Raw genomic sequence first — 19,258 nt, 5'->3', positions numbered from 1 at the left:
CCGTGATCATGGCGTTCGGGCTGACCGTACCGCTGGAAAGTGGCGTCCGCCGTCATCCCACCGGGGATACGTCCGCGGTCCAGCCCGCCACCAGGTCCCCGTAGAGCGGCGACGTGTCGAGCAGTGTTTCGTGCGTGCCGCTTCGTAGCCCGGTGCCGTCGAGTACCACTATCCGCTGCGCGCGACGTGCCGAACTGATGCGGTGCGCGATCACGATCAGGGTGCCGCCACGCTCACGGAAGGCCGTCTCGACCCGTGCCTCCGCCTGCGGGTCGAGGTGGCAGGTCGCCTCGTCGAGCACCACGATCCGCGCCGCCGACAGGTAGATTCGCACGAGCGTGATGAGCTGGCGTTCCCCTTGAGACAGCGTGTCCGCGTTGAAAAGTTCCGCGTCGTAGCCGCCAAGGCGCGTGACGGTGGGCCGCAGGCCCAGCAGGTCCACCGCCGTGTCCAGTTCGGTGTCGGTCGCGGTGGGCACGAGGTAGGCGAGGTTTTCGCGCACCGTGCCGTTGAACACGAAATGTTCCTGCGGCACCAGCGCCACCGCCTGGTGCAGCCATTTCCTGTCGAGCCGCGCCAACGGTGTGCCGCCGAGCAGGATTTCGCCGTGTTGCGGGGCTTCGAGCCCTGCGATCAGATTGGCCAGCGTCGACTTGCCCACCCCGCTGGGACCGAGAACGGCGAGATGGACGCCGTGCTCGATCACGAGACTCGTCCGGGTCAGCACGGGGGTGGAATGCGGCCCGTAGGCGAAGGTGACCTCGCGCAGGGTCAGGTCGTAGCCGTCACCGTGCGCGGTGCCGTCGCTCGCGATTTCCGCGCACGTCGCGTGTTCGGCGAGCCGATGCAAGGTGACGAAGAAGTGCAGGCCCATGTTCCCGATCGCCTGCACCACCTGCCGGAGCAGCGGCTCGAGGCCCACCACCAGGTAAGTGCACGCGCCGAGGATCGCTCCCGTGGTGGCCTCACCGGAGCGGACCATTCCCGCCGCCAGTACCAGGGTGATCAGCAGCGGCAACCTGCCACCGACCACGATGACCCCGATCCGTCCAGTGCCTGCCCGTGCGGTGGCCACCGTCGTGGCCGCTTGTGCGTCGACCGCGTGGCCGAGTTGGACGGCGGCCAGCTCGCTCGCGCCACACGCCCGGATGTCACGCAGCCCGGAGAATGTCCGCCCTGCGGCCGCTGACAGCTCTTCCTCGGCGACCATCGCCGCCAGGTAGCGCCGTTGCAGCACGCGGGAGAGCAGTGCCAGCAGGACCCCGGACGCGGCCAGTGTGATCGTCGTCAGCACGGCGACCTGGGGCAGTAGCGTGAACAGCCCGGCCAGCGTTCCCACCGCGGAGAACACCACGGTGCGCGCGACGGTCAGTAGCATGTTGCTGAACTGCCGGATCAGCTCCGCCTGGCGGGTGATGCGGCTGACCATCGCCGCGTCGGGCGTGACCGCGCCGTGCACCGCGTTGTGCAGGCTCGCGGTCACCACCCGGCGCACCACGTGATCCCTGATGGCCTCGACGATCGAGGCCAGCGGCATCAGTGCCTGCCGGGTCGCGAACGCGCCGGCCACCATCAGCACCGCGTAAACACCGAGCAGCCCGATGCCGACCGTGACGTCGCCGCCGAGGAAGCCCTTGTCGACGGCCTGCGCGACAAGCTGCCCTGATAGCAGCACCGGTGTGGCCTCGAGCAGCGACCACCCAGCGAGGACGAGGAGGTTCCGTCGCTCGGCGGCCAGCGCGGGGAAGACGAGCGAGGACAGGTCCTGGAAACGTTTCACCGGAGCGACTCGCTTTCCTGCTGGGCGAACAATTCGGCATAGCCGGGATCCTCGAGCAGCTCGGAATGCGGGGCATAGCCCGCGATCCGGCCTTCGTGCAGCCAGATCACCCGGTCCGCCCCCGCCGCGGTGGACGCCCGGTGCGCGATGATCACCCGCGTGGTGCCGAGGTGGCGCAGCAGACCGGAGATCTGCGCCTCGGTCACGGTGTCCAAACTGGACATCGCGTCGTCGAGCACGAGTACCCGCGCGTCACGGCACAACGCGCGGGCGAGCCCGATCCGTTGCAGTTCGCCACCGGAGATCCTCAGCTCGTCCACCGTCGTGCCGAGCCGGTCGGGAAGCCGGTCCACGAAATCGGCCGCGTGGCTGGCCATGAGTGCTTCACGCACCGCAGCCTGGTCGATGGCGTAGTCAGCGAAAGTGATGGCTTCGCCCACGGTTTCGCCGAAGAGCACGGGACGCTCGAAGGCGTACGCGACCGCGGCTCCCGCGTCGGCACGGATCAGTTCGCGGAGATCGACCCCGTCGAGGCACACCGATCCGGTGTCGGGCTCGAGCAAACCGCCTGCCACGGCGGCGAACGTCGACTTCCCGGTGCCGGAGACGCCGACTACCGCGACCGACATGCCGGCGGACACGGTCAGGTCGATTCCATCCAGCACGGCACGGTCGCCGACGACCACCCGCACGCCGGTGAGGCGCAGCTCGCCTCGGCCGGTCTCGGGTAGCCGCCGCGTACCTGTCGCCGCCGATGGCACGGCGAGTATCTCGTCGGCGCGTTCGGCCGAACCACGGATCCGGCCGAGCATGCCGAACACCCGGATCTGCGAGAAGATCCCGAACGCGTAAGTCAGGTAGCCGGTCACCGCGAGCATGTCACCCGGGCTCAGCCGCTGGGTGGACAAGCCATAGCCCGCGACGCAGAGCACGCCGATGTTCAAGAACGGCACGATCAGCGAAAGCTGCCAGCCGACGTCACGCTGGACCTTCCAGAATTCGAACCCCGCCGCGCGGAGGCGGGGCAGCGGAGCCAGCACGCGCTCGGTCTCCTGGGCCGCCGTGCCCATGGCGCGGATCGAGCGGATACCGCTGACCGCGTCCAGGAAGCGGGACGACAGCAGGCCTTGGACCTCTTGGTAGTCCTGAGTCAGCCTGGCCGCCGTGCTCATGAACCGGCTCGCGAGCAGGTACACCAGCGGCCCCGTGACACAGAACACCAGGCCGATCCAGGGGTCGATCACCATGAGCATGACCGCGCCGCCCAGCGACGTCGCGAAGGAGGCCAGGCCGGACAGCGCCATCGGGATCAGCTGGCCGGTCTGCGCTGTCGACTCCAGCACCCGGTTCAGCGCGTCACCGCTGGGAAAACGCTGTTGCGCACGTGAATCGAGGCTGAGTAGATGCCGGATCAGGCGATGACGCAGCCTGGTCTGCGTGGCGGTGGTGGTCCGTACTTCGAGCAGTTCGGTCGTCACCTCCGCCACGGTCGCGACCACCACCAGTGCGCAGAACATCACGAGCGCCGTCCTGGTGCCCGCTTGACCGACCGCGGCGTCCACCGCGGCAGCGAGCGTCGCGGGCAGCATCAGCGCGGTGGACGAACTCAGCAGCGTCGACAACCCATAGGCCGTGGTACGCGCCGGATTCGCGCGCGCCAACTCCAGCAGCAGGCGGTCCGCTCGTCGCACCATCGTTCATCCTGTTCGATCGTCATGGATGTGGCGGGCGGGCGCGGGGAGCGCCCGCCCGCCACATTTCTGCCGTTGACCCCAGACGCGGTCGGACTAGTCGAAAGTCCGCCACGGGCAGGTCACGTAACTCCCCAGGCCACAACAGCCTTCCGGCTGGTTGCTCGGCGCGTTCTCGGTCTGGCTGAAACGCTGCAGATCGGCGATTTCGTTCATAGTGTTGACACCACCTTTCCTGGTATCGATGGCTTTTCTCAGCCGTTGGTGTTGCTGTGACAGGTGGAAAGGGTCAGGCTCCACATCTGGCAGCCGCCGATGAGCGAGTTCCAGCAGCAGTCCTGAACTCCGAGCAGGGTCTCCTCGGTGGAGGGGAGCTCCTGGAGCAGCGCGATGTCCAATGCCATGGTTTGTTCACCTCCTTTCGAAAAATCGCCGGTTGTGGCCGGAATCAGGCGGCGAAGGTCCCGCCGAAGCAGGTGAAGATGGTGGTCGGCGGGCCGCAGAGCCACGGCACCGTGGTCGCCACCGGGCCACAGCAGGTGCCGAGCACCGGGCAGCCTTCGAGCGCCGGGGTCTCCTGCGCCTCGAATTCCTGCAGGTAGCTGATATCGAGATTCATTTCACTCTCCTTTTGTCTTCAGCCGACGAAACGGCTGAAATCGGGGAAACGCGCGTTATTTCCCGGAAAGGAATCGCGCGACTTTGCGATGCAGCTCTTCCGAGCCGTCCAGCGGGGTGTGCCCTCCGCCGGGTACCTCGACGTACTCGAAGTCGAGGCCTTCCACCTTGCCCGCCGCGATCAGCCGGTCGGCCAGCTCGCGCGACTGGGATGCGGGGATGGTCGGGTCGGCCGAGCCGTGCACGACCAGCAGCGGCGTCGCCAATTTCGGCAACTGGGTGAGTACGTCACGCGAACCCAGCTCGTCGCACACGATGTGCTTGCCGCCGAGCCGGTCGATCATCGCGCGCACGTCCGCGGCCGCGACCTCGTAGAGCCGCTCACCCGACAGCATCGGCGCGATAGCCGCGACCCGCGACCAAAGTCCCGGTTTCGCACAGGCCGCGAGCAAGGCCAGATACGCGCCGTAGCTGGGACCGTAGAGCGCGAGTGGTCCCGGCCGAAGCTCCCGGACGTGTTCGGCGATCGCGAGCACGTCATGCAGGTCCGGCCCTGCCCAGTTACCTACGATCAGCTGGTGGAAGTCGTCGTCGTAGCCGGTCGAGCCGCGGGGGTTGGGCGCGATCACGGTGATGCGCTCTTCGGCGAAGAACTGGAAGAGCTGCGAGAACTTCAACGTCCACCGGCTGGCAGGCCCACCATGCAATGCGAGCACCACATGCTCGGCCGTCCGCCAGTCGTCATGGCCGCAGACGATCGCTTCGATGGGTCCCTCGGCGCCGGGGAACGACTCGAGATGGCTGGGCGCCCAGCCGGAATAGGCGCCCGCAGTCGTGCCGTCAGGCACTTCGAGCCAGCCGCCCTCGTCATAGCCGACGAAGCAGCCGGGGTAGCCGGAACCGATGGAGAAGCCCCACAGCCGATCGGGCTGCCCGGCGCCGGTGGCCCACGAAGCCCAGGCGACCGCTCGGTCGTCGTGGTTCGGCAGCACACGCAGGGTGTCGGCCGCGACGTCCACCACCGCGATCTGCTCGCGCATGCCCTCGTTGACATGCACGGCGATGTCGCCGGTGCCGGGATGCATGGCGATCGGCCGGACGCTGCCGGTGAGGCCTTCCAATGACCAGAGCTCGGCCGCGGCTCCTGTCCTGTCGATCACTCTCAGCCGATGCTGATCGCCGAACCGGCTGAAGACCAGCAGCTGCCCGGATTCCGGTGAGGTGAACCAGGCGATGTCCGAGTCGCTGGGCTCGTTCAACGGCAGTCTGCGGATGCTGCCGTCGCGCAGATCCAGTGCCTCCGGGTGGACCCGGCCGCCTTCGGTGACATTGATCAGCAGCTCGTTGCCCTGTGGGTCGAGCCAGCCCCTGCCCTTCAGCAGCACAGGCGGTAGCTCGGTGTCGAGTTTGACCAGTAAGTCCGGTGCGGTCCACACCCACGCGGCGGGCGTTCCGTCGTCGCCACGGCCGGCGAAGGCGACCCGCTCGGTCCCGTCGGGAGCGGGCGCCAGGATGTTGGGGTCGACCGGGAACGGGGGCAGCACGTGCTCCACGCCGTTGGTGTCCAGGAACACGGTCTCGGTGCGGCCCAGCAGCAGCACCGAGCCGGTGTCGAACGGGACCAGCGCGAAGGGGACGTGGGCCGCGTCGGCGTTGGATGCCGTCCTGCGGTAACCGGGGAGCACCTCACAGCCGCTATCGGGGCCGCTCAGCCGCCAGAATTCGATGAAGATGTACTCGTGCCCGTCGGTCGCGACGGTGGCCGCCGTGTTGCCGGTCGCCGAGAACCGGGCGGCCATCCGTGAGCGGAGGTCGTTGAGCCGGTCCCAGAGTGTCGAAGGTGTCGCGAGGGTCATCGCACACCGTCCGGGAGGTAGGGGAGGCCGTCGAGCATCCACGCGCGCTCGCCACCGTGACGCAGCCGGTGCAGCATCGAGAGCGGTCCGGCCAGCCCGAGGTTGTAGCTGTAGCTGAGCTGCCTGCTACTGTCGTCGACGATGAGCAGCCGGTCACCCTTCTGGACGGTCAGGCGTTGGAGGCCGATCACGTGCTCGCGGGCCCAGTCGGCGTACTGGCGCTCGCCGGTGGCCGCCGCCATGTCGAGCAGGAACTCCGCGTTGCCGGTCAACCCGTGGCAGTGCCCGGTCGACAACAGCCACTTCTCGCCGCGAGTCGCGATGGCGGCGCCCCGGCAGGCTTCGAGGTAGCGGGCATCGCCGGTGGCCTTCCACAGCCGGATGAGGAACGTGCCGATGCCTGGCCCGCCGCTACACCACCAGCAGACGCCGTTGTAGGTCTCCGAGTCATTGGCTTCCTTCTGCGCCGTAGGCCACTTGAGACCGTCGCCGCTCGGCCAAGCGAGTGACACGAGCAGGTCGCCGCCCGCCTTCGCGAGCTCCAGCAGGTCGGGCCGGTCGAGCCGGTCGCCCGCACTGAGCAGGAAGTAGCAGATCCCGGCGACACCGTGTGCGAACCCGTAGTGGGTCAGCCCGTCACCCGCACGCGGCGTGTCGGACGAGAGCGGCCAGACCATGTCGGTGAGCGACCGTCCTTTGAGGACAGACTCGACACACAACCCGGCCCGGTGGCGGAATTCCTCGTCCTGTGTGTGCTGGAAGAGCCGGAGCTGGGTCAGCCCGCAGCCGGAGACGCCGTGGGTGATGTCCGGGTTCTTCCACACCACGGGGAGATGCTTGGCGCGGCGGGCGGTGCGTTCCGCGATCTCGGTCTCGCCGAGTTCGACGGCCGCCTCGTACATCGCCCAGTAGGTGCCTGCCCTGCCGAAGTAGAGACCGGGCAGCGTCCGCGGCTCCCGCTCCACCCGCTCATCGAACCAGTGCAGCGCGGTGCGCAGCTTGTCGCGCGTCGCCTCACCGCCGCCTGTACGGCTGAGGGTGCCGAGCAGGTGTAGTGGGCCTGCAGCCCCCGCTTGCACGCTGTACGGGTCGAAAAGACGGCCTTCCAGCGGATACGCGGGCCAGAGGTAGCCGGGCGCCTCCGGGTCCATGGCTTCGAGAAGGTGCGCGACGCCGTCGTCGAGCAGCTTGCGCTCGGCGTCGTCCGCCAACAGCGTCGGGCCGGTGTTCCCGGTGACCGGTGCCGAGGTCAGGCCGGCGAGCAGCTGCTCGATGCGACGGGGTGCCGGCCGCGCCGCGGGATCCTTGCCCAGCAGCGCCTTGAGGATGGGGGCGAATGCCCGCATGGTGGTGTTCTCCGCCGCGATCGCGTCGATCAGGGTGCGGACGCGCTCGTCGTGCGAGCGGGTCTCGGCGGGCTGGCCGTCCTGAGCCGGGTCCGCCACCGGCAGCAGCGGATGCGCGCCGCAGCAGAGGTAGAACAGCACGGCGCCGACGCTGTAGAGGTCAGCGGACGGCTGGGGAGCCGGGTAGGTCGGCGGACCGCTCAACTCCTCAGGCGCGACGTAGCCCATGGTCATCACCCGATGCACCGGTTGCCCTGGTTCGGCGACGAACTCGGTGTCGATCATCACCAGTTCCTCGTCCGGCGTGACCATGACATTGGTCGAGGTGAAGTCACGGAAGACCAGGCCCTTGTCGTGCACGGCACCGACCAGCGCGACGAGTTTGCCCGCCATATCGACCGCGCGGTCGAGTGGCATCACCCAGTCGGGGCGCGGGCGGAGCTGGCTCTCGATCCACAGCTGCAGCGTCTGACCCGTGACCTCCTCTTCGGCGAGGAAGGTGTTGCCCTGGTACTCGAACAGCGTGATCGGCCGCACCGCCAGGTTCAGCGGTTCGAGCAGGCGCAGCATCTCGTATTCGTTGCGCAGGAACTTCCTCGCGTCGGACCCGTCCGGCTCGGCGCCGACGTGTGGCCGTGCCTCCTTGATGACGACCCGGTTTCCGGTCTGCTCGTCGATGGCCCGGTAGACACCACCCCGGTTGGAGTGCCGGATCGCCTCGAACACGACGAACCGGTCGTCGAGCTTGATCTTCGTCGGGCGTTCCTTGGGGCGTTCCGGTGGTGGCGAAATCGGGTCCTGTGCCCAGGCTGGCGGTGAATACCAGGCATTGCGCGCGTCTTCGGTCCATTCACCGGAGGGCGTCACGATCAGGTGATAGTAGGAACCATCATTGTCGAGCACACGCTGCGATCGGAAGCCGCCGTAGCGATAGTGGACGACGCTATCCGGTCGATACTTTCGATCCGAAAGAATGGTGGGACCTTCGGCGCCGAGTGTGGCTTGGTGCAGTTCTTCGAGTAGCTCGGCAAATTGCTTATCGTCATCGGGGTAGACGGTGATGAACTTTCCGCTTGATCCTCGGTCCGCTCGAATGGAAAGAAGCTGGCGGAGTTCCGGCAGGCCTTTCGCGAACTTGAAGGTGACGGCTTTCTCCAGTAGCACCTCGGCAACCGCGGCCAGCGTGGCGCTCGCCGCCTTCGGGGTAGCTGACACGTGGATCTTCCAACCCTGTGCTCGCACGGTTTTGCCTGGTGGTTGTACGTGACACCAGACATCTTCCGGTCGCAGTGCCCAGCCGTGCCCGCGTGCTTTCGCCTTGAGTATGTCCGCGAATTCTTCGATGTAGGAATGGTTCCAGTCGGACGATTCCGAATTTTCGGTGCCCATCACAAACCCCCAGTGTGTCTGCTTCGGCGCTCGGCTGGTGATCGTTTTTTCAGCCTGCCTGCGTAATGGCTGAATTCGCCTGAGTCATGACGATGATCAGCTTCGCCACGATCTCGGAATGTGAATCGTCCCCAGTGATCATTTCCCCCGAGCTGTTCTGCTCGTAGGCTATGTCAGGAACTGGGCGCGGCAACAAGTGATGGTGACGCATTCACTCGAACGGAGTAGTCGCACCTTAAGGGTTTGCTAAATGTCGCCAATGCGATTTCAGGTATAATTGAAAGAGTTGGACAGATGCTCTGCTCGTCTCCAGAATGCGTCCTCGAACACGCGTGATGGCCACTTTCGCGCACGTGCCGTGGCGCCAGGCGTGCCGCGAATCGCGGATGCTCAGCGTCGCTGTCCGCATCTTGTGGTGGGTGGTTCGCGATCACCTCAGGGCATGCCCGGCAGGTGGAGCCCGAGCGCGCGTCGCACCGCGTGGGCAGTGCTGAGCAGTGCTGAGCAGGGGCGAGCGTCCATCGATCGCGTCCGCGGATCGGCTCATCTCGATTGGCCGTACTGCCGGACGGCGGCCTCGACCGCCCACTATGGTCTCCCCGTCTCGCATACTTTGAGGGGAAGGGCCTTCGTGGGCACGTACGAATATCAGACGGTGACTGAGGTCAACTGGGTGGCCGTGATCGCCGGTGGCGCCTTCGGGCTGGCGTTCTGGGCGCTCTTCATCTTCGTGGGATGGAAGGTCTTCACCAAGGCGGGTCAGCCTGGCTGGGCCGTGATCGTCCCGTTCTACAACACCTACGTGGCGCTGAAGATCGCCGGGCGCCCCGGATGGTGGCTGCTGCTCTTCTTCATTCCTGGCGTGAACTTCGTTCTCTGGATCATCCTTTCCCTCGACATGGCGAAGTCGTTCGGCAAGGACACTGTGTTCGGCATCTTCGGCCTGTGGCTGTTCCCCATCGTTGGCTACCCGATGCTCGCCTTCGGCAGCGCGCAGTACATCGGCCCCGGCGGCGTCCCGCAGAACATGGGCGGCGGCTACGGCAACCCCGGTGGCGGCTACGGCCAGCCCGCCTATGGCCAGCCCGGCCAGCAGCAGCCCTACGGCCAGCCGGGCCAGCAGGGTTACGCCCAGCCCGGTTACGGTCAGCCCGGACCGCAGGGCCAGCCCGGCTACGGTCAGCCGGGCCAGCCCGGCCAGCCCGGTCAGCCCGGGCAGCCGGGTTACGGCCAGCCCGGTCAGCCGCCTGCCGGCTACTGATCCACGTTTTCGCGCAGGAACCTGTCGACGAGTTCACTGATCGTGCCGAGTTCCTCCTCCAACGCGAAATGGCCGGTGTCGAGCAGATGCACTTGTGCCGAGGGCACATCGCGTCGGAACGCCTCGGCACCCGCCGGAATGAAGAAGGGGTCGTTACGGCCCCACACCGCGAGCACCGGTGGCTGCGACTCCCGCAGCCACCGGTGGATCTCGGGGTACACGGGCGGGTTGTTCCGGTAGTCCCACAACAGATCCGCCTGCGCCGCCGCGCGCCCCGGCTGTTCGAGATAGAACCGGTCGAGCTGATAGCTCCCGGGATCGATCGCCTCCGGGTTCCGCACTCCTTCGTAGTAGTGCATCCGGATGCTCTCCGGCGTGAGCATTTCCTCCAGTCCTGATTGGACTTCTTCGCGCGGGCCCTGGTTCGCGAAGTCCGGCATCGCCGGCCCGAAGCCCTCCACGTACGCGTTGCCGTTCTGCGTGATCAACGCGGTGATCTGCCGCGGGCGCCGCGCGGCGAGCCGCAGCCCGGCCGGCGCGCCGAAATCGAAGACGTACAGCGCGTAGCTGCTGAGCCCGAGCGCGTCGACGAAGTCGCCGAGCACGCCCGCGAGCGCTTCGAAGGTGAACTCGAAATCCGGCGCTGTCTCCGTCTGCCCGAATCCCGGGAGATCGGGCGCCACGAGATGCCAATGTCCGGCCAGCTCCCGCATCAGGCCCACGTACTGGTGCGACGACGTGGGGAAGCCGTGCAGCAGCAGGAGCGTGGGCGCGGACGGGTCGCCCGCCTCGCGGTAGAAGACATCGGCCGGTCCGGCCTGGACGCGGCGGTGGGCGATCGGGTGCTTGGACATCGGGACTCCTAATGGTTGCGACGTGCTCGTATCCATTAGTACACTGAAATCGAGCGCAGGGGAAGACCCAGTGCTAATGCGTGGAGGAGGCTGGAGATGTTAGTGTCAGAGTATGGAGTTCACGGTGGTCGGCGAAGGTTTGGCGGTGGATCTCGCGGACACGGAGCTGCTCGCGGTCTCACCCAAGGTGGATCTGCTGGCCACCGAAGAGGGAAACGAGAAGTTCTGGGAACTGCACGCCGGGCAGCTGCCCGAGGGCACCCGCGCGCCGGCCGCGGGCGCCACGCGGCGGCTGCGTACCGCGGTGCGCACGCTCCTTGACGCGCGCGTGCGCGGCGAGCGTCCTGAGCCGTGGGCGGTGGAGGACGTCAACGCCGCGGCGGCGGCCGTGCCGACCAGCCTGCGCATGGACATCGCCTTCTCGCAGGAGATCCGCTGGCACTACGACCACGGCGGTGACGCCGCGCTGGCGGCCGTCGCGCGCTCGGCGATCGAGCTCGTCACCGGCCCGCACGCGTCGCAGCTGAGGCGCTGCGCGGCCGACGACTGCTCGATGCTCTTCGTGGCCACGAACTCCCGGCGCCAGTGGTGCACGCCGAACCTGTGCGGCAACCGCGCGCGGGTCGCGCGGCACGCGGCCCGCGCCAAGCACGACTAACGACTCCCGCCGCGCCGCCGGGACGCCGCGCCGCTGGGCTGCCGGGTGGCTGGGCTGCCGGGTCGCAGGCTGCTGGGCCGCTAGGTCGTCGGGCCGCTTGGCTGCCGGGTTACCGGGCTGCCGGCCCCGTGGACGGCTCGCGCGCACGCAGCCGGTGTCGGCGGCCGCCGCGTGCGGCGGTCGTCCGCTCGGCAGGGCGCAAACGCGGCTGGGTGCCATCAAGCGCTCGGGTGCCGTAGCGCGGCTGGGTGCCGGGAGGTGCCTGGGTGCTGGGGAGCGGCCGGACGAAACAAAAGCCACTTTTGTGACTGTGAGCGTGACTAGCGCCGCTTTCGTGCGCTCCCTCGCCAGGGCTCGCGGCTCCGGCCGCGTTGTGAACGCCTCGTACGCAACCTTGTGCGTTGTGAGCGCCTCGTTCACAACGTTCGGTCGGGTGGGCGGAGGGGTGGACGACGCAAGGGTGGCCCTTGTGGCGTTGAGCGTTACAAGGGCCACCCTTGTGGCGTTCGGGAGGCTGCAGCCGTCGCGGCTGGGCCGCGAGGCCGCTCCGGACGTTCGGAGCGGCCCCGCGGAGATCAGCGGCGGAAAGCGGAAGCGATCGGGGACGCGTCAGTTACCGAACTTGCGGACGGCCTGGTAGTAGGTCCAGGCCGTGCCCTTGCAGATCACGTTGCCACCGCAGAGGCTGAGGAGGTCCGAGTAGAGCTTGTCGTCGATCCGCTTGCGGTTGGTCTCGTTCCAGCGGCCCTGCTTCTTGTAGTTGCGGTAGCCGAAGTCGTGGCGATAGCAGCCCTTGACGAAGTCCCAGCCGAGCGGCCGGTCCGGGGACCAGGAACAACCGTCCGAGGACCAGTCGAGCTGGCCGTCGTAGGGCCGCTGGGCCCGGATCGTCTGGAAGTTACCCAGGGAGGTGTTGAAGAGGTAGGTGTCGGTGACAGCGGGAATGTCGACTGCCTGCGCCGTGCCCGCACCGAGCATGACGGTGGCGGCGACGGCGATGGTGGTGATGAACGAACGCAGTGTCTTGCGCATTCGGGCCCCCAAGCTGGTCGGCGAATTTCAAGCCAGCACAGCTTCGGGTGTTATGGCGTGGATCACCACCGCCGAAGGGTGGACGACTTGATGAAGCATCAGGGAAGTTCGAGCAACATGCGCGAATTGCCCAGCGTGTTCGGCTTGACGTAGGGCAGGTCGAGGAATTCGGCGACGCCGGTGTCCACCGAACGGCGCATCTCCTCGTAGACCTCTTGGGGGACGGGCGTGCCCTCGATCTCCACGAAGCCGTGCTTGGCGAAGAAGCGGGTCTCGAACGTGAGGACGAACACGCGCTGAAGCCCGAGCTCGATGGCCAGCCCGACCAGCTGGCTGACGAGAGCGTGACCGATGCCACGTCCCCTGGCCGCCTTGTCGACCACGATCGTGCGGATCTCGGCGAGGTCCTCCCAGAGCACGTGCAGCGCGCCGCAGCCGAGCACCTCGCCCTCGGACTCGGCCACCCAGAACTCCTGCATGTCCTCGTACAGCGTGACCAGCTCTTTCTCCAGCAGCACGCGGCCAGCGTCGGAGTCGACGAGCGTCTTGATCTTGCGCACGTCCGCGATCCGGGCACGGCGGACGGTCAGCTTGTCTGCTTCGGACGACACTTCGGAGGACACGCGTGTCAACTTAGCGAGGCGGTGGACGTGAGTGATCGGGGGAGCGTGAAGGGCGCCAGCTACGCTAAGCCATGTGCCTTCTCCCACCACCGGTAATCGCCGCGTCTCCTTGCTGACCCTGGGCTGTGCCCGTAACGAGGTCGATTCCGAGGAGCTCGCCGGGCGCCTGGCCGCCGGCGGTTGGGAACTCGCTGCCGAGCCGGAAGAGTCCGACGTCGTGGTGGTCAACACCTGCGGCTTCGTCGAGTCGGCCAAAAAGGACTCCGTCGACACGCTGCTCGCCGCCTCCGACACCGGGGCCAAGGTCGTCGCGGTCGGCTGCATGGCGGAGCGCTACGGCAACGAGCTCGCCGACAGCCTGCCCGAGGCCGACGCCGTGCTCGGGTTCGATCACTACGCCGACCTCTCCGACCGGCTCGACGACATCGTCGCCGGGCGCACGGTCGCCTCGCACACCCCCTCCGACCGCCGCAAGCTGCTACCGATCAGCCCGGTGCAGCGCCAGAGCGCGAGCGAAGAGGTCGAGGTGCCAGGCCACGCCCAGCACGGCTGGGGCCCGCGCGTGCTGCGGACCCGGCTGGACGACGCGCCGGTCGCAGCGCTGAAGATCGCGTCCGGCTGTGACCGCCGCTGCTCGTTCTGCGCGATCCCGTCCTTCCGGGGCTCGTTCGTCTCGCGTCAGCCGGACGAGATCGTCGCCGAGGCCATGTGGCTCGCCCAGAACGGCGTCAAAGAGGTCTTCCTGGTCAGCGAGAACTCGACCTCCTACGGCAAGGACTTCGGCCGGGACGGCGCCCGCGCGCTCGAGCTGCTGCTCCCGCGCCTGGCCGCGGTCGAGGGCATCGAACGCGTCCGCGTCTCCTACCTGCAGCCCGCCGAGACCCGGCCAGGCCTGGTGAAGACCATCGCGACCACGCCCGGTGTCGCCGACTACTTCGACCTGTCGTTCCAGCACTCCAGCGAGACCGTGCTGCGCCGCATGCGCCGGTTCGGCTCGACCGACTCCTTCCTCGCGCTCACCGAGCAGATCCGGGAGCTCTCGCCGGAGGCGGGCATCCGCACCAACGTGATCGTCGGCTTCCCCGGCGAGACCGAGGACGACCTGGCCGAGCTGGAGCGGTTCCTGACCGGCGCCAGGCTCGACGCGGTCGGTGTGTTCGGCTACTCCGACGAGGACGGCACCGAGGCGGAGACGTTCGACGGCAAGCTCGACCCCGACGTGGTCACCGAGCGGGTTTCGCGCATCTCGGCGCTGGTCGAGGAGCTCACCACCCAGCGCGCCGAGGACCGCATCGGCACCATGGTCGACGTGCTGATCGAAAACGTCGACGAGGACGACGACCCGATCGGCCGCGCGGCGCACCAGGCGCCCGAGGTCGACGGCGAGTGCGTGGTCATCGAGTCCGAGGGGCTGACCGTGGGGCAGTTCGTGCGCTGCGAAGTCGTCGATTCCGAAGGCGTCGACCTGATCGTGCGGCCGATACCGTGAGTACGGCGCCCAGCGACGCGGGTGGCGACGCCCGCGAAGCCCAGCCCGCCGCGGTGCCGGAGCCGACCCCGGTCCCGACCCTCAACCTCGCGAACCTGCTGACCATGTCCAGGCTCGTGCTGGTCCCGCTGTTCGTCATCGCGCTGTTCACCGGCGACGGCACCGATACCTTCTGGCGGGCCATCGCCACCGCGCTGTTCGCCATCGCCTCGTTCACCGACCAGGTCGACGGCTGGGTGGCCCGCAAATACGGCCTGATCACCGACTTCGGCAAGATCGCCGACCCGATCGCGGACAAGGCGCTGATCGGGGCCGCGCTGGTCGGGCTGAGCGTGCTGGGCGAGCTCGGCTGGTGGGTGACGATCGTGATCGCCGTCCGCGAGGTCGGCGTGACGCTCCTGCGCTTCTGGGTGATCAAGCACGGCGTGATCCCGGCCAGCCGGGGCGGCAAGGCGAAGACGCTGACCCAGGTCGCGGCGATCACCGCCTACCTGCTGCCGCTGCCAGCGTCGGCCGAGATCGTGCGCTGGGTGCTCATGGGCCTCGCGCTGGTGCTGACGGTCGTCACCGGGCTGGACTACGTCGTCCGCGCGGTCAAGCTGCGCGCGGCGGGCCAGCGGGCCGGAGCGGGCTCCTGACGATGGACGCGGCGGAGGTGATCGCCCGGCTCGTCGAGCGGGGCGAGACGGTCGCCACGGCCGAGTCGCTCACCGCGGGCCTGGTTTGTGCCGCGCTGACCGATGTGCCGGGTTCCAGCCGGGCCGTGCGCGGCGGGCTGATCGTCTACGCGACCGAGCTCAAGGCGGAGCTGGCCGGGGTCGACCGGGACCTGCTGGCCGAGCACGGCGCGGTGCATCCGGAGGTCGCCGCCCAGCTGGCGGGAGGCGCCAGGTTACGCTGTCGTGCTGTTTGGGGTCTCGGTTTGACCGGGGTCGCCGGGCCGGATCCGCAGGACGGTGTGAGCCCCGGCACGGTCTACGTTGGACTGGCCGGTCCCGTCCATCTGGTCCGTGAGCTGCGACTTGACGGTGATCGATCAGCCATCCGGGTGGCATCCGTGCGTGCGGCGCTCGATCTGCTCGGGGAACATCTAGCTTGATCCAAGCGTTCGCCCTTGGCGTACGGACGTGTCAAACCCTGCGTTTACCCGTCTGCTCTGGGTAACGTGGTGACTAGTAGACCGGGAAGGGAGGCGCGTGATGACCGTGCTGTTGCGTGAGGCGATCGGTGATCGGCTCCGTCATGCCCGCACCAACCAGCGTCGAACGCTGCGCGACATCTCCCGCGCCGCCAGGGTCAGCCTCGGATATCTCTCCGAGGTCGAACGGGGGCAGAAGGAAGCGTCCAGCGAGCTGCTGGCTTCGATCTGTGAGGCGCTCGAACTGCCATTGGGTGAGCTGCTGCACAACGTGGCCGCCGACGTGTCCGCGCTGGACAACGTCGAGGTCGTGCCCGTGGAGGAGCGTCCAGGCGCCAAGGAGGCCCCGAAGGCCGCCAGCGGCAACGTCGAAGGCGGCAGCCTGGTGCCCGGCATGATCGGCAATGACCTCGCCGACCTGCGGCTTTCCGGGCCGCCGAGGATGAGCCCGACCTTGCGGACCACGATCAGCGCGCCGAAGATGGCTTCGATCATCGCGGCGTGAGAGCACTTCGATCTCTTCAGTGAGCAAGGCGGCCCCGGGGCATTCACCCCCGGGGCCGCCTTTGTTTCACGCCTATCACGATCAGGGTCCTCCCTGAATTCTCCCGGGGTCGCCTGGAAGGCTCAACGGCAACCTGACACGATGGAACTCAACGCCGGGGTCGGGACGTTCAACTCCTGTAACCAGCGCCGCTCAGCGCGGCGCGGTGGCAGGGGGATGCACGCCCCACCATCGGGTATTCGAGCCAGTGGGACGCAAGAAGGCAGGCGGAGGAGATGGCCAACCCTTTCGTGAAGTTCTGGAAGTACATGATGGCGGCGTTCTCGTCGAAGATCGACGAGCACGCTGACCCGAAGGTACAGATCCAGCAGGCCATCGAGGAGGCGCAGCGCAACCACCAGGCGCTCTCCCAGCAGGCCGCAGCGGTGATCGGCAACCAGCGTCAGCTGGAGATGAAGCTCAACCGCCAGCTCGGCGACGTGGAGAAGCTGCAGGCTTCGACCCGCCAGGCGCTGGTGCTCGCCGACGAGGCGCGCGCCAAGGGCGACGAGCAGAAGGCGAGTGAGTTCGAGAACGCGGCCGAGGGGTTCGCCGCGCAGCTCGTCTCCGCCGAGCAGAGCATCGAGGACCTCAAGACCCTGCACGACCAGTCGCTCTCGGCTGCCGCGCAGGCCAAGCAGGCCGTCGAGCGCAACGCGACCATGCTCCAGCAGAAGCTGGCCGAGCGCACCAAGCTGCTCTCGCAGCTGGAGCAGGCCAAGATGCAGGAGAAGGTCTCGGCTTCGCTCAACTCGATGACCGAGCTGGCCGCGCCGGGCAACACCCCGTCGCTGGACGAGGTCCGCGAGAAGATCGAGAAGCGCTACGCCACCGCGCTGGGCTCCGCCGAGCTCGCGCAGAACTCGGTGCAGGGCCGGATGCTGGAGGTCCAGCACTCGACCACGCAGCTGGCGGGCCACTCGCGTCTCGAGCAGATCCGCGCGTCCATGAAGGGCGACTCGGTCGCGCAGGTCACCGGTGGCACCGCCGCCGCGAAGCCGGCGTCCTCGGGTGCCGACATCCAGCGCGAGATCCAGGCGCGGGTGCAGCAGGAGCAGCAGAAGAATTGATGTGCGTTCCCGGTTCCGCGTCGCCAGGCCCGAGGGTCCGGCGGCGTGGGGCCGGGGTGGCTTTGACCTGACTAGGCGGGTGGGGGCTCGGGATGAGCGGATCGGGTAAGCGGGACTTCAGCGAGTTCAACGCGAAGCTGGAAAAGCACATCGAACGGCTGCCCGACTACGCGCAGCGCGCCCAGGAGAAGCTGCAGAAGTACTTCCCGCCCGGCGAAGAGGGCGGCAACCGGCCCGCCTCCCAGCGTGGCCCCGCCACGCCCCGGCCGCCGATGAAGATCCCGCCGGTGAAGCTGCCTCAGCTCAAGGTGACCGCGGCGGACATCCCGGTGGTGGCCGAGGCCCGTGCCAAGTGGACACAGTGGAACACCCCCGAGTCGAAGCTCCAGCGGCGTAAGCGCCGCGCTTCCCGGGCCATGACTTTCTGGTTCATGCTGACCGTCCTCTGTGGCCTCTACGCGCTCGTCACCGGCACCGGCCTGATCGGCAACCCGGCCGGCGACATGGCACAGGCCGTCGCGGGCATCGCGGGCGTGATCATCACCGGCACCCTCGGCGTCCGCTCGGGCCTGCGGTTGCGCCAGCTCGGCAAGACCCAGCTCCCGGTGAGCACCACGCCGCCGCCGTTGCCGTCCGCCTCCTCGGCCGCCCGCATCCCGATGGAGCGGCTCGCCGAGTCCGAGGCCTCGCTGACCGAGCTCCTCCGCCAGCTCTCCATCCCGACGTCGGTCGGCACCACGGCGATCCCCGAGATCTCGGTCGCCGACGCCCGCAACACCGCGAACGAGGCCGCCGCCGCGCTGCGCGGGCTGGCGGGCCGCATCCAGGCCATCGAACGCGCCCGCAACGCCGCTCCGGCGGGCGAACGGGCCGCTTTGGACTCCGCCATCCGCTCACTGACCGATCAGCTCGAGGACGGCCTCGAGGGCTACGGCGCGCTCGTCGCCGCGGCCGGGCACGCGGTCGCCGCGAGCGGCGGCGGCATGGGCGTGTCCAAGGAGGCGCTCACCAACGCCACCGATCACCTCGCCGGTCTCGCGATCGCGTTGCGGGAGCTGTCCTGACTTCTGGGCCCTGATGACTGTCTGTGCGTGATCGCCTGGTTGCGCACCGGTACCGAAACGCGCACGTAACGCAAAACCTGTGTTCGCCGCAACGCGGAGCGTTTACCCTGGTCAGTGTGAATGCAGGGCTGTATACAACGCCGGATACGGCTAAGTCACGGGCCGCCGAGGTGTACCTCCGACTGCGCGAGGAGGTCATGGGCGGGCTCGTGAAGCCGCGCGTGCGCCTCGGGGAAGAGCGGCTCGCGCAGCGCTATGGCGTCTCCAGGACACCCGTCCGTGAAGCACTCGCCCGGCTGGCCACCGACGGCCTGATCGAGCGCCGGGACAACGGCTTCTACGTCACCACACCCAATCTCGCCGAGCTCAAGGATCTGTACGAGCTCCGCGTGACCCTGGAGCTCAGGGGGATCGCACGGGCCATCGAGGACCCGGCGACGTGGCATGACCTGACGATCATCGACGCCGAGCTGGCGCGGTGGCGGGCCTTCCGCGCGGATCCGCCCCCGGCGGACCCGCGGTTCGTCGTGCACGACGAACAGTTCCATGTCACCCTTTCCGCCGCGTCGGGCAATCCCGCGCTGACCGACGCGCTGATCGCGGTGAACCAGAAGATCCGGCGGGTCCGGATGTACGACTTCCTTACCGCGGAACGGATTTCCGAGACCATCGACGAACATCTGGAGATCCTCCAGGCGATCCGCGACGGCGAACTCGAGCGTGCTTACGACGCGTTGTTCGCCCATGTCGGCGGTTCGCTCTCGGTGGTTCTCAGTCGCGCGGAGCGCGCTCTGACGCAACTGGCGCTCCACAGTGGACTTTCTTGAGGGAACCGCCCGCCCGCC

18 protein-coding genes are annotated in these 19,258 nt (G+C 68.0%); 9 read left to right on the top strand and 9 right to left on the bottom strand.

The features are described from left to right. Positions 1-52: 52 nt before the first annotated feature. The 6 genes from BLV57_RS20065 to lanL all read right to left on the bottom strand — a co-directional run bounded on the left by BLV57_RS20065 (position 53) and on the right by lanL (position 8,680). A complete protein-coding gene (locus BLV57_RS20065) occupies positions 53-1,780 on the bottom strand; it encodes an ABC transporter ATP-binding protein (RefSeq protein WP_091290933.1) in 1,728 nt (575 codons plus the stop codon). Further along, the gene (locus tag BLV57_RS20060) at positions 1,777-3,474 is read right to left on the bottom strand and encodes an ABC transporter ATP-binding protein (RefSeq protein ID WP_091290932.1); all 1,698 of its coding nucleotides are present in this window, start codon (positions 3,472-3,474) and stop codon (positions 1,777-1,779) included. The genes BLV57_RS20065 and BLV57_RS20060 overlap by 4 nt, the downstream gene beginning before the upstream one ends. A 251-nt stretch (positions 3,475-3,725) precedes the next feature. Beyond that, a complete protein-coding gene (locus tag BLV57_RS43350; RefSeq protein ID WP_176968723.1) occupies positions 3,726-3,875 on the bottom strand; it encodes a hypothetical protein in 150 nt (49 codons plus the stop codon). A 44-nt stretch (positions 3,876-3,919) separates the two neighbouring features. Further along, positions 3,920-4,090, bottom strand: coding sequence for a hypothetical protein (locus BLV57_RS43345; RefSeq protein WP_176968722.1), 171 nt, complete (start codon positions 4,088-4,090; stop codon positions 3,920-3,922). 55 nt (positions 4,091-4,145) lie between these two features. Next, the gene (locus tag BLV57_RS20055) at positions 4,146-5,945 is read right to left on the bottom strand and encodes a S9 family peptidase (protein ID WP_091290929.1); all 1,800 of its coding nucleotides are present in this window, start codon (positions 5,943-5,945) and stop codon (positions 4,146-4,148) included. Next, positions 5,942-8,680: a class IV lanthionine synthetase LanL gene (gene lanL, locus BLV57_RS20050; protein WP_091290927.1), complete on the bottom strand. Its 2,739-nt coding sequence runs from the start codon at positions 8,678-8,680 to the stop codon at positions 5,942-5,944. Before lanL ends, BLV57_RS20055 begins: the two co-directional genes overlap by 4 nt. A gap of 655 nt (positions 8,681-9,335) precedes the next feature. Here lanL and BLV57_RS20045 point away from each other — a divergent pair. Further along, positions 9,336-9,941, top strand: a complete 606-nt coding sequence (locus BLV57_RS20045; protein WP_176968720.1) for a DUF5684 domain-containing protein — start codon at positions 9,336-9,338, stop codon at positions 9,939-9,941. Here the strand turns inward: BLV57_RS20045 and BLV57_RS20040 are convergent. Next, on the bottom strand, positions 9,935-10,795 hold the full coding sequence (locus BLV57_RS20040; protein WP_091290924.1) for an alpha/beta fold hydrolase: 861 nt from the start codon (positions 10,793-10,795) through the stop codon (positions 9,935-9,937). The genes BLV57_RS20045 and BLV57_RS20040 overlap by 7 nt on opposite strands. A gap of 112 nt (positions 10,796-10,907) precedes the next feature. Between BLV57_RS20040 and BLV57_RS20035 the strand changes: the two genes are divergently transcribed. Further along, positions 10,908-11,453, top strand: coding sequence for a CGNR zinc finger domain-containing protein (locus tag BLV57_RS20035; RefSeq protein ID WP_091290921.1), 546 nt, complete (start codon positions 10,908-10,910; stop codon positions 11,451-11,453). 609 nt (positions 11,454-12,062) lie between these two features. Here BLV57_RS20035 and BLV57_RS20030 read toward each other — a convergent pair. Both BLV57_RS20030 and BLV57_RS20025 read right to left on the bottom strand, forming a co-directional pair. Next, complete coding sequence (locus BLV57_RS20030) at positions 12,063-12,485, bottom strand: phospholipase (protein ID WP_091290920.1); 423 nt, start codon at positions 12,483-12,485, stop codon at positions 12,063-12,065. A gap of 98 nt (positions 12,486-12,583) precedes the next feature. After that, on the bottom strand, positions 12,584-13,108 hold the full coding sequence (locus BLV57_RS20025; protein ID WP_245757416.1) for an amino-acid N-acetyltransferase: 525 nt from the start codon (positions 13,106-13,108) through the stop codon (positions 12,584-12,586). Positions 13,109-13,181: 73 nt separating this feature from the next. Here BLV57_RS20025 and rimO point away from each other — a divergent pair, with 73 nt between their 5' ends. The 7 genes from rimO to BLV57_RS19990 all read left to right on the top strand — a co-directional run bounded on the left by rimO (position 13,182) and on the right by BLV57_RS19990 (position 19,240). After that, positions 13,182-14,597, top strand: a complete 1,416-nt coding sequence (rimO, locus tag BLV57_RS20020) for a 30S ribosomal protein S12 methylthiotransferase RimO (protein ID WP_091290917.1) — start codon at positions 13,182-13,184, stop codon at positions 14,595-14,597. After that, positions 14,594-15,235, top strand: coding sequence for a CDP-diacylglycerol--glycerol-3-phosphate 3-phosphatidyltransferase (gene pgsA / locus BLV57_RS20015; RefSeq protein ID WP_091290914.1), 642 nt, complete (start codon positions 14,594-14,596; stop codon positions 15,233-15,235). Before rimO ends, pgsA begins: the two co-directional genes overlap by 4 nt. 2 nt (positions 15,236-15,237) lie before the next feature. Continuing rightward, on the top strand, positions 15,238-15,696 hold the full coding sequence (locus BLV57_RS20010; RefSeq protein WP_091290912.1) for a CinA family protein: 459 nt from the start codon (positions 15,238-15,240) through the stop codon (positions 15,694-15,696). A gap of 100 nt (positions 15,697-15,796) precedes the next feature. After that, positions 15,797-16,240 (top strand): helix-turn-helix domain-containing protein, encoded by a 444-nt coding sequence (locus BLV57_RS20005; RefSeq protein ID WP_176968719.1) that lies wholly within the window; start codon positions 15,797-15,799, stop codon positions 16,238-16,240. A gap of 275 nt (positions 16,241-16,515) precedes the next feature. Further along, on the top strand, positions 16,516-17,349 hold the full coding sequence (locus BLV57_RS20000) for a PspA/IM30 family protein (protein WP_091290906.1): 834 nt from the start codon (positions 16,516-16,518) through the stop codon (positions 17,347-17,349). Positions 17,350-17,441: 92 nt separating this feature from the next. Beyond that, complete coding sequence (gene pspM, locus BLV57_RS19995; RefSeq protein ID WP_091290903.1) at positions 17,442-18,413, top strand: phage shock envelope stress response protein PspM; 972 nt, start codon at positions 17,442-17,444, stop codon at positions 18,411-18,413. Positions 18,414-18,529: 116 nt separating this feature from the next. Further along, the gene (locus BLV57_RS19990; protein WP_245757415.1) at positions 18,530-19,240 is read left to right on the top strand and encodes a GntR family transcriptional regulator; all 711 of its coding nucleotides are present in this window, start codon (positions 18,530-18,532) and stop codon (positions 19,238-19,240) included. Positions 19,241-19,258 lie beyond the last annotated feature (18 nt).

The sequence above is a fragment of the Amycolatopsis xylanica genome, from assembly GCF_900107045.1.
GTDB classification, from domain to species: Bacteria; Actinomycetota; Actinomycetes; order Mycobacteriales; family Pseudonocardiaceae; genus Amycolatopsis; species Amycolatopsis xylanica.
The sequence above is the reverse complement of the archived record's forward strand: the minus strand, read 5'-3'. Positions and strand labels throughout refer to the sequence as shown.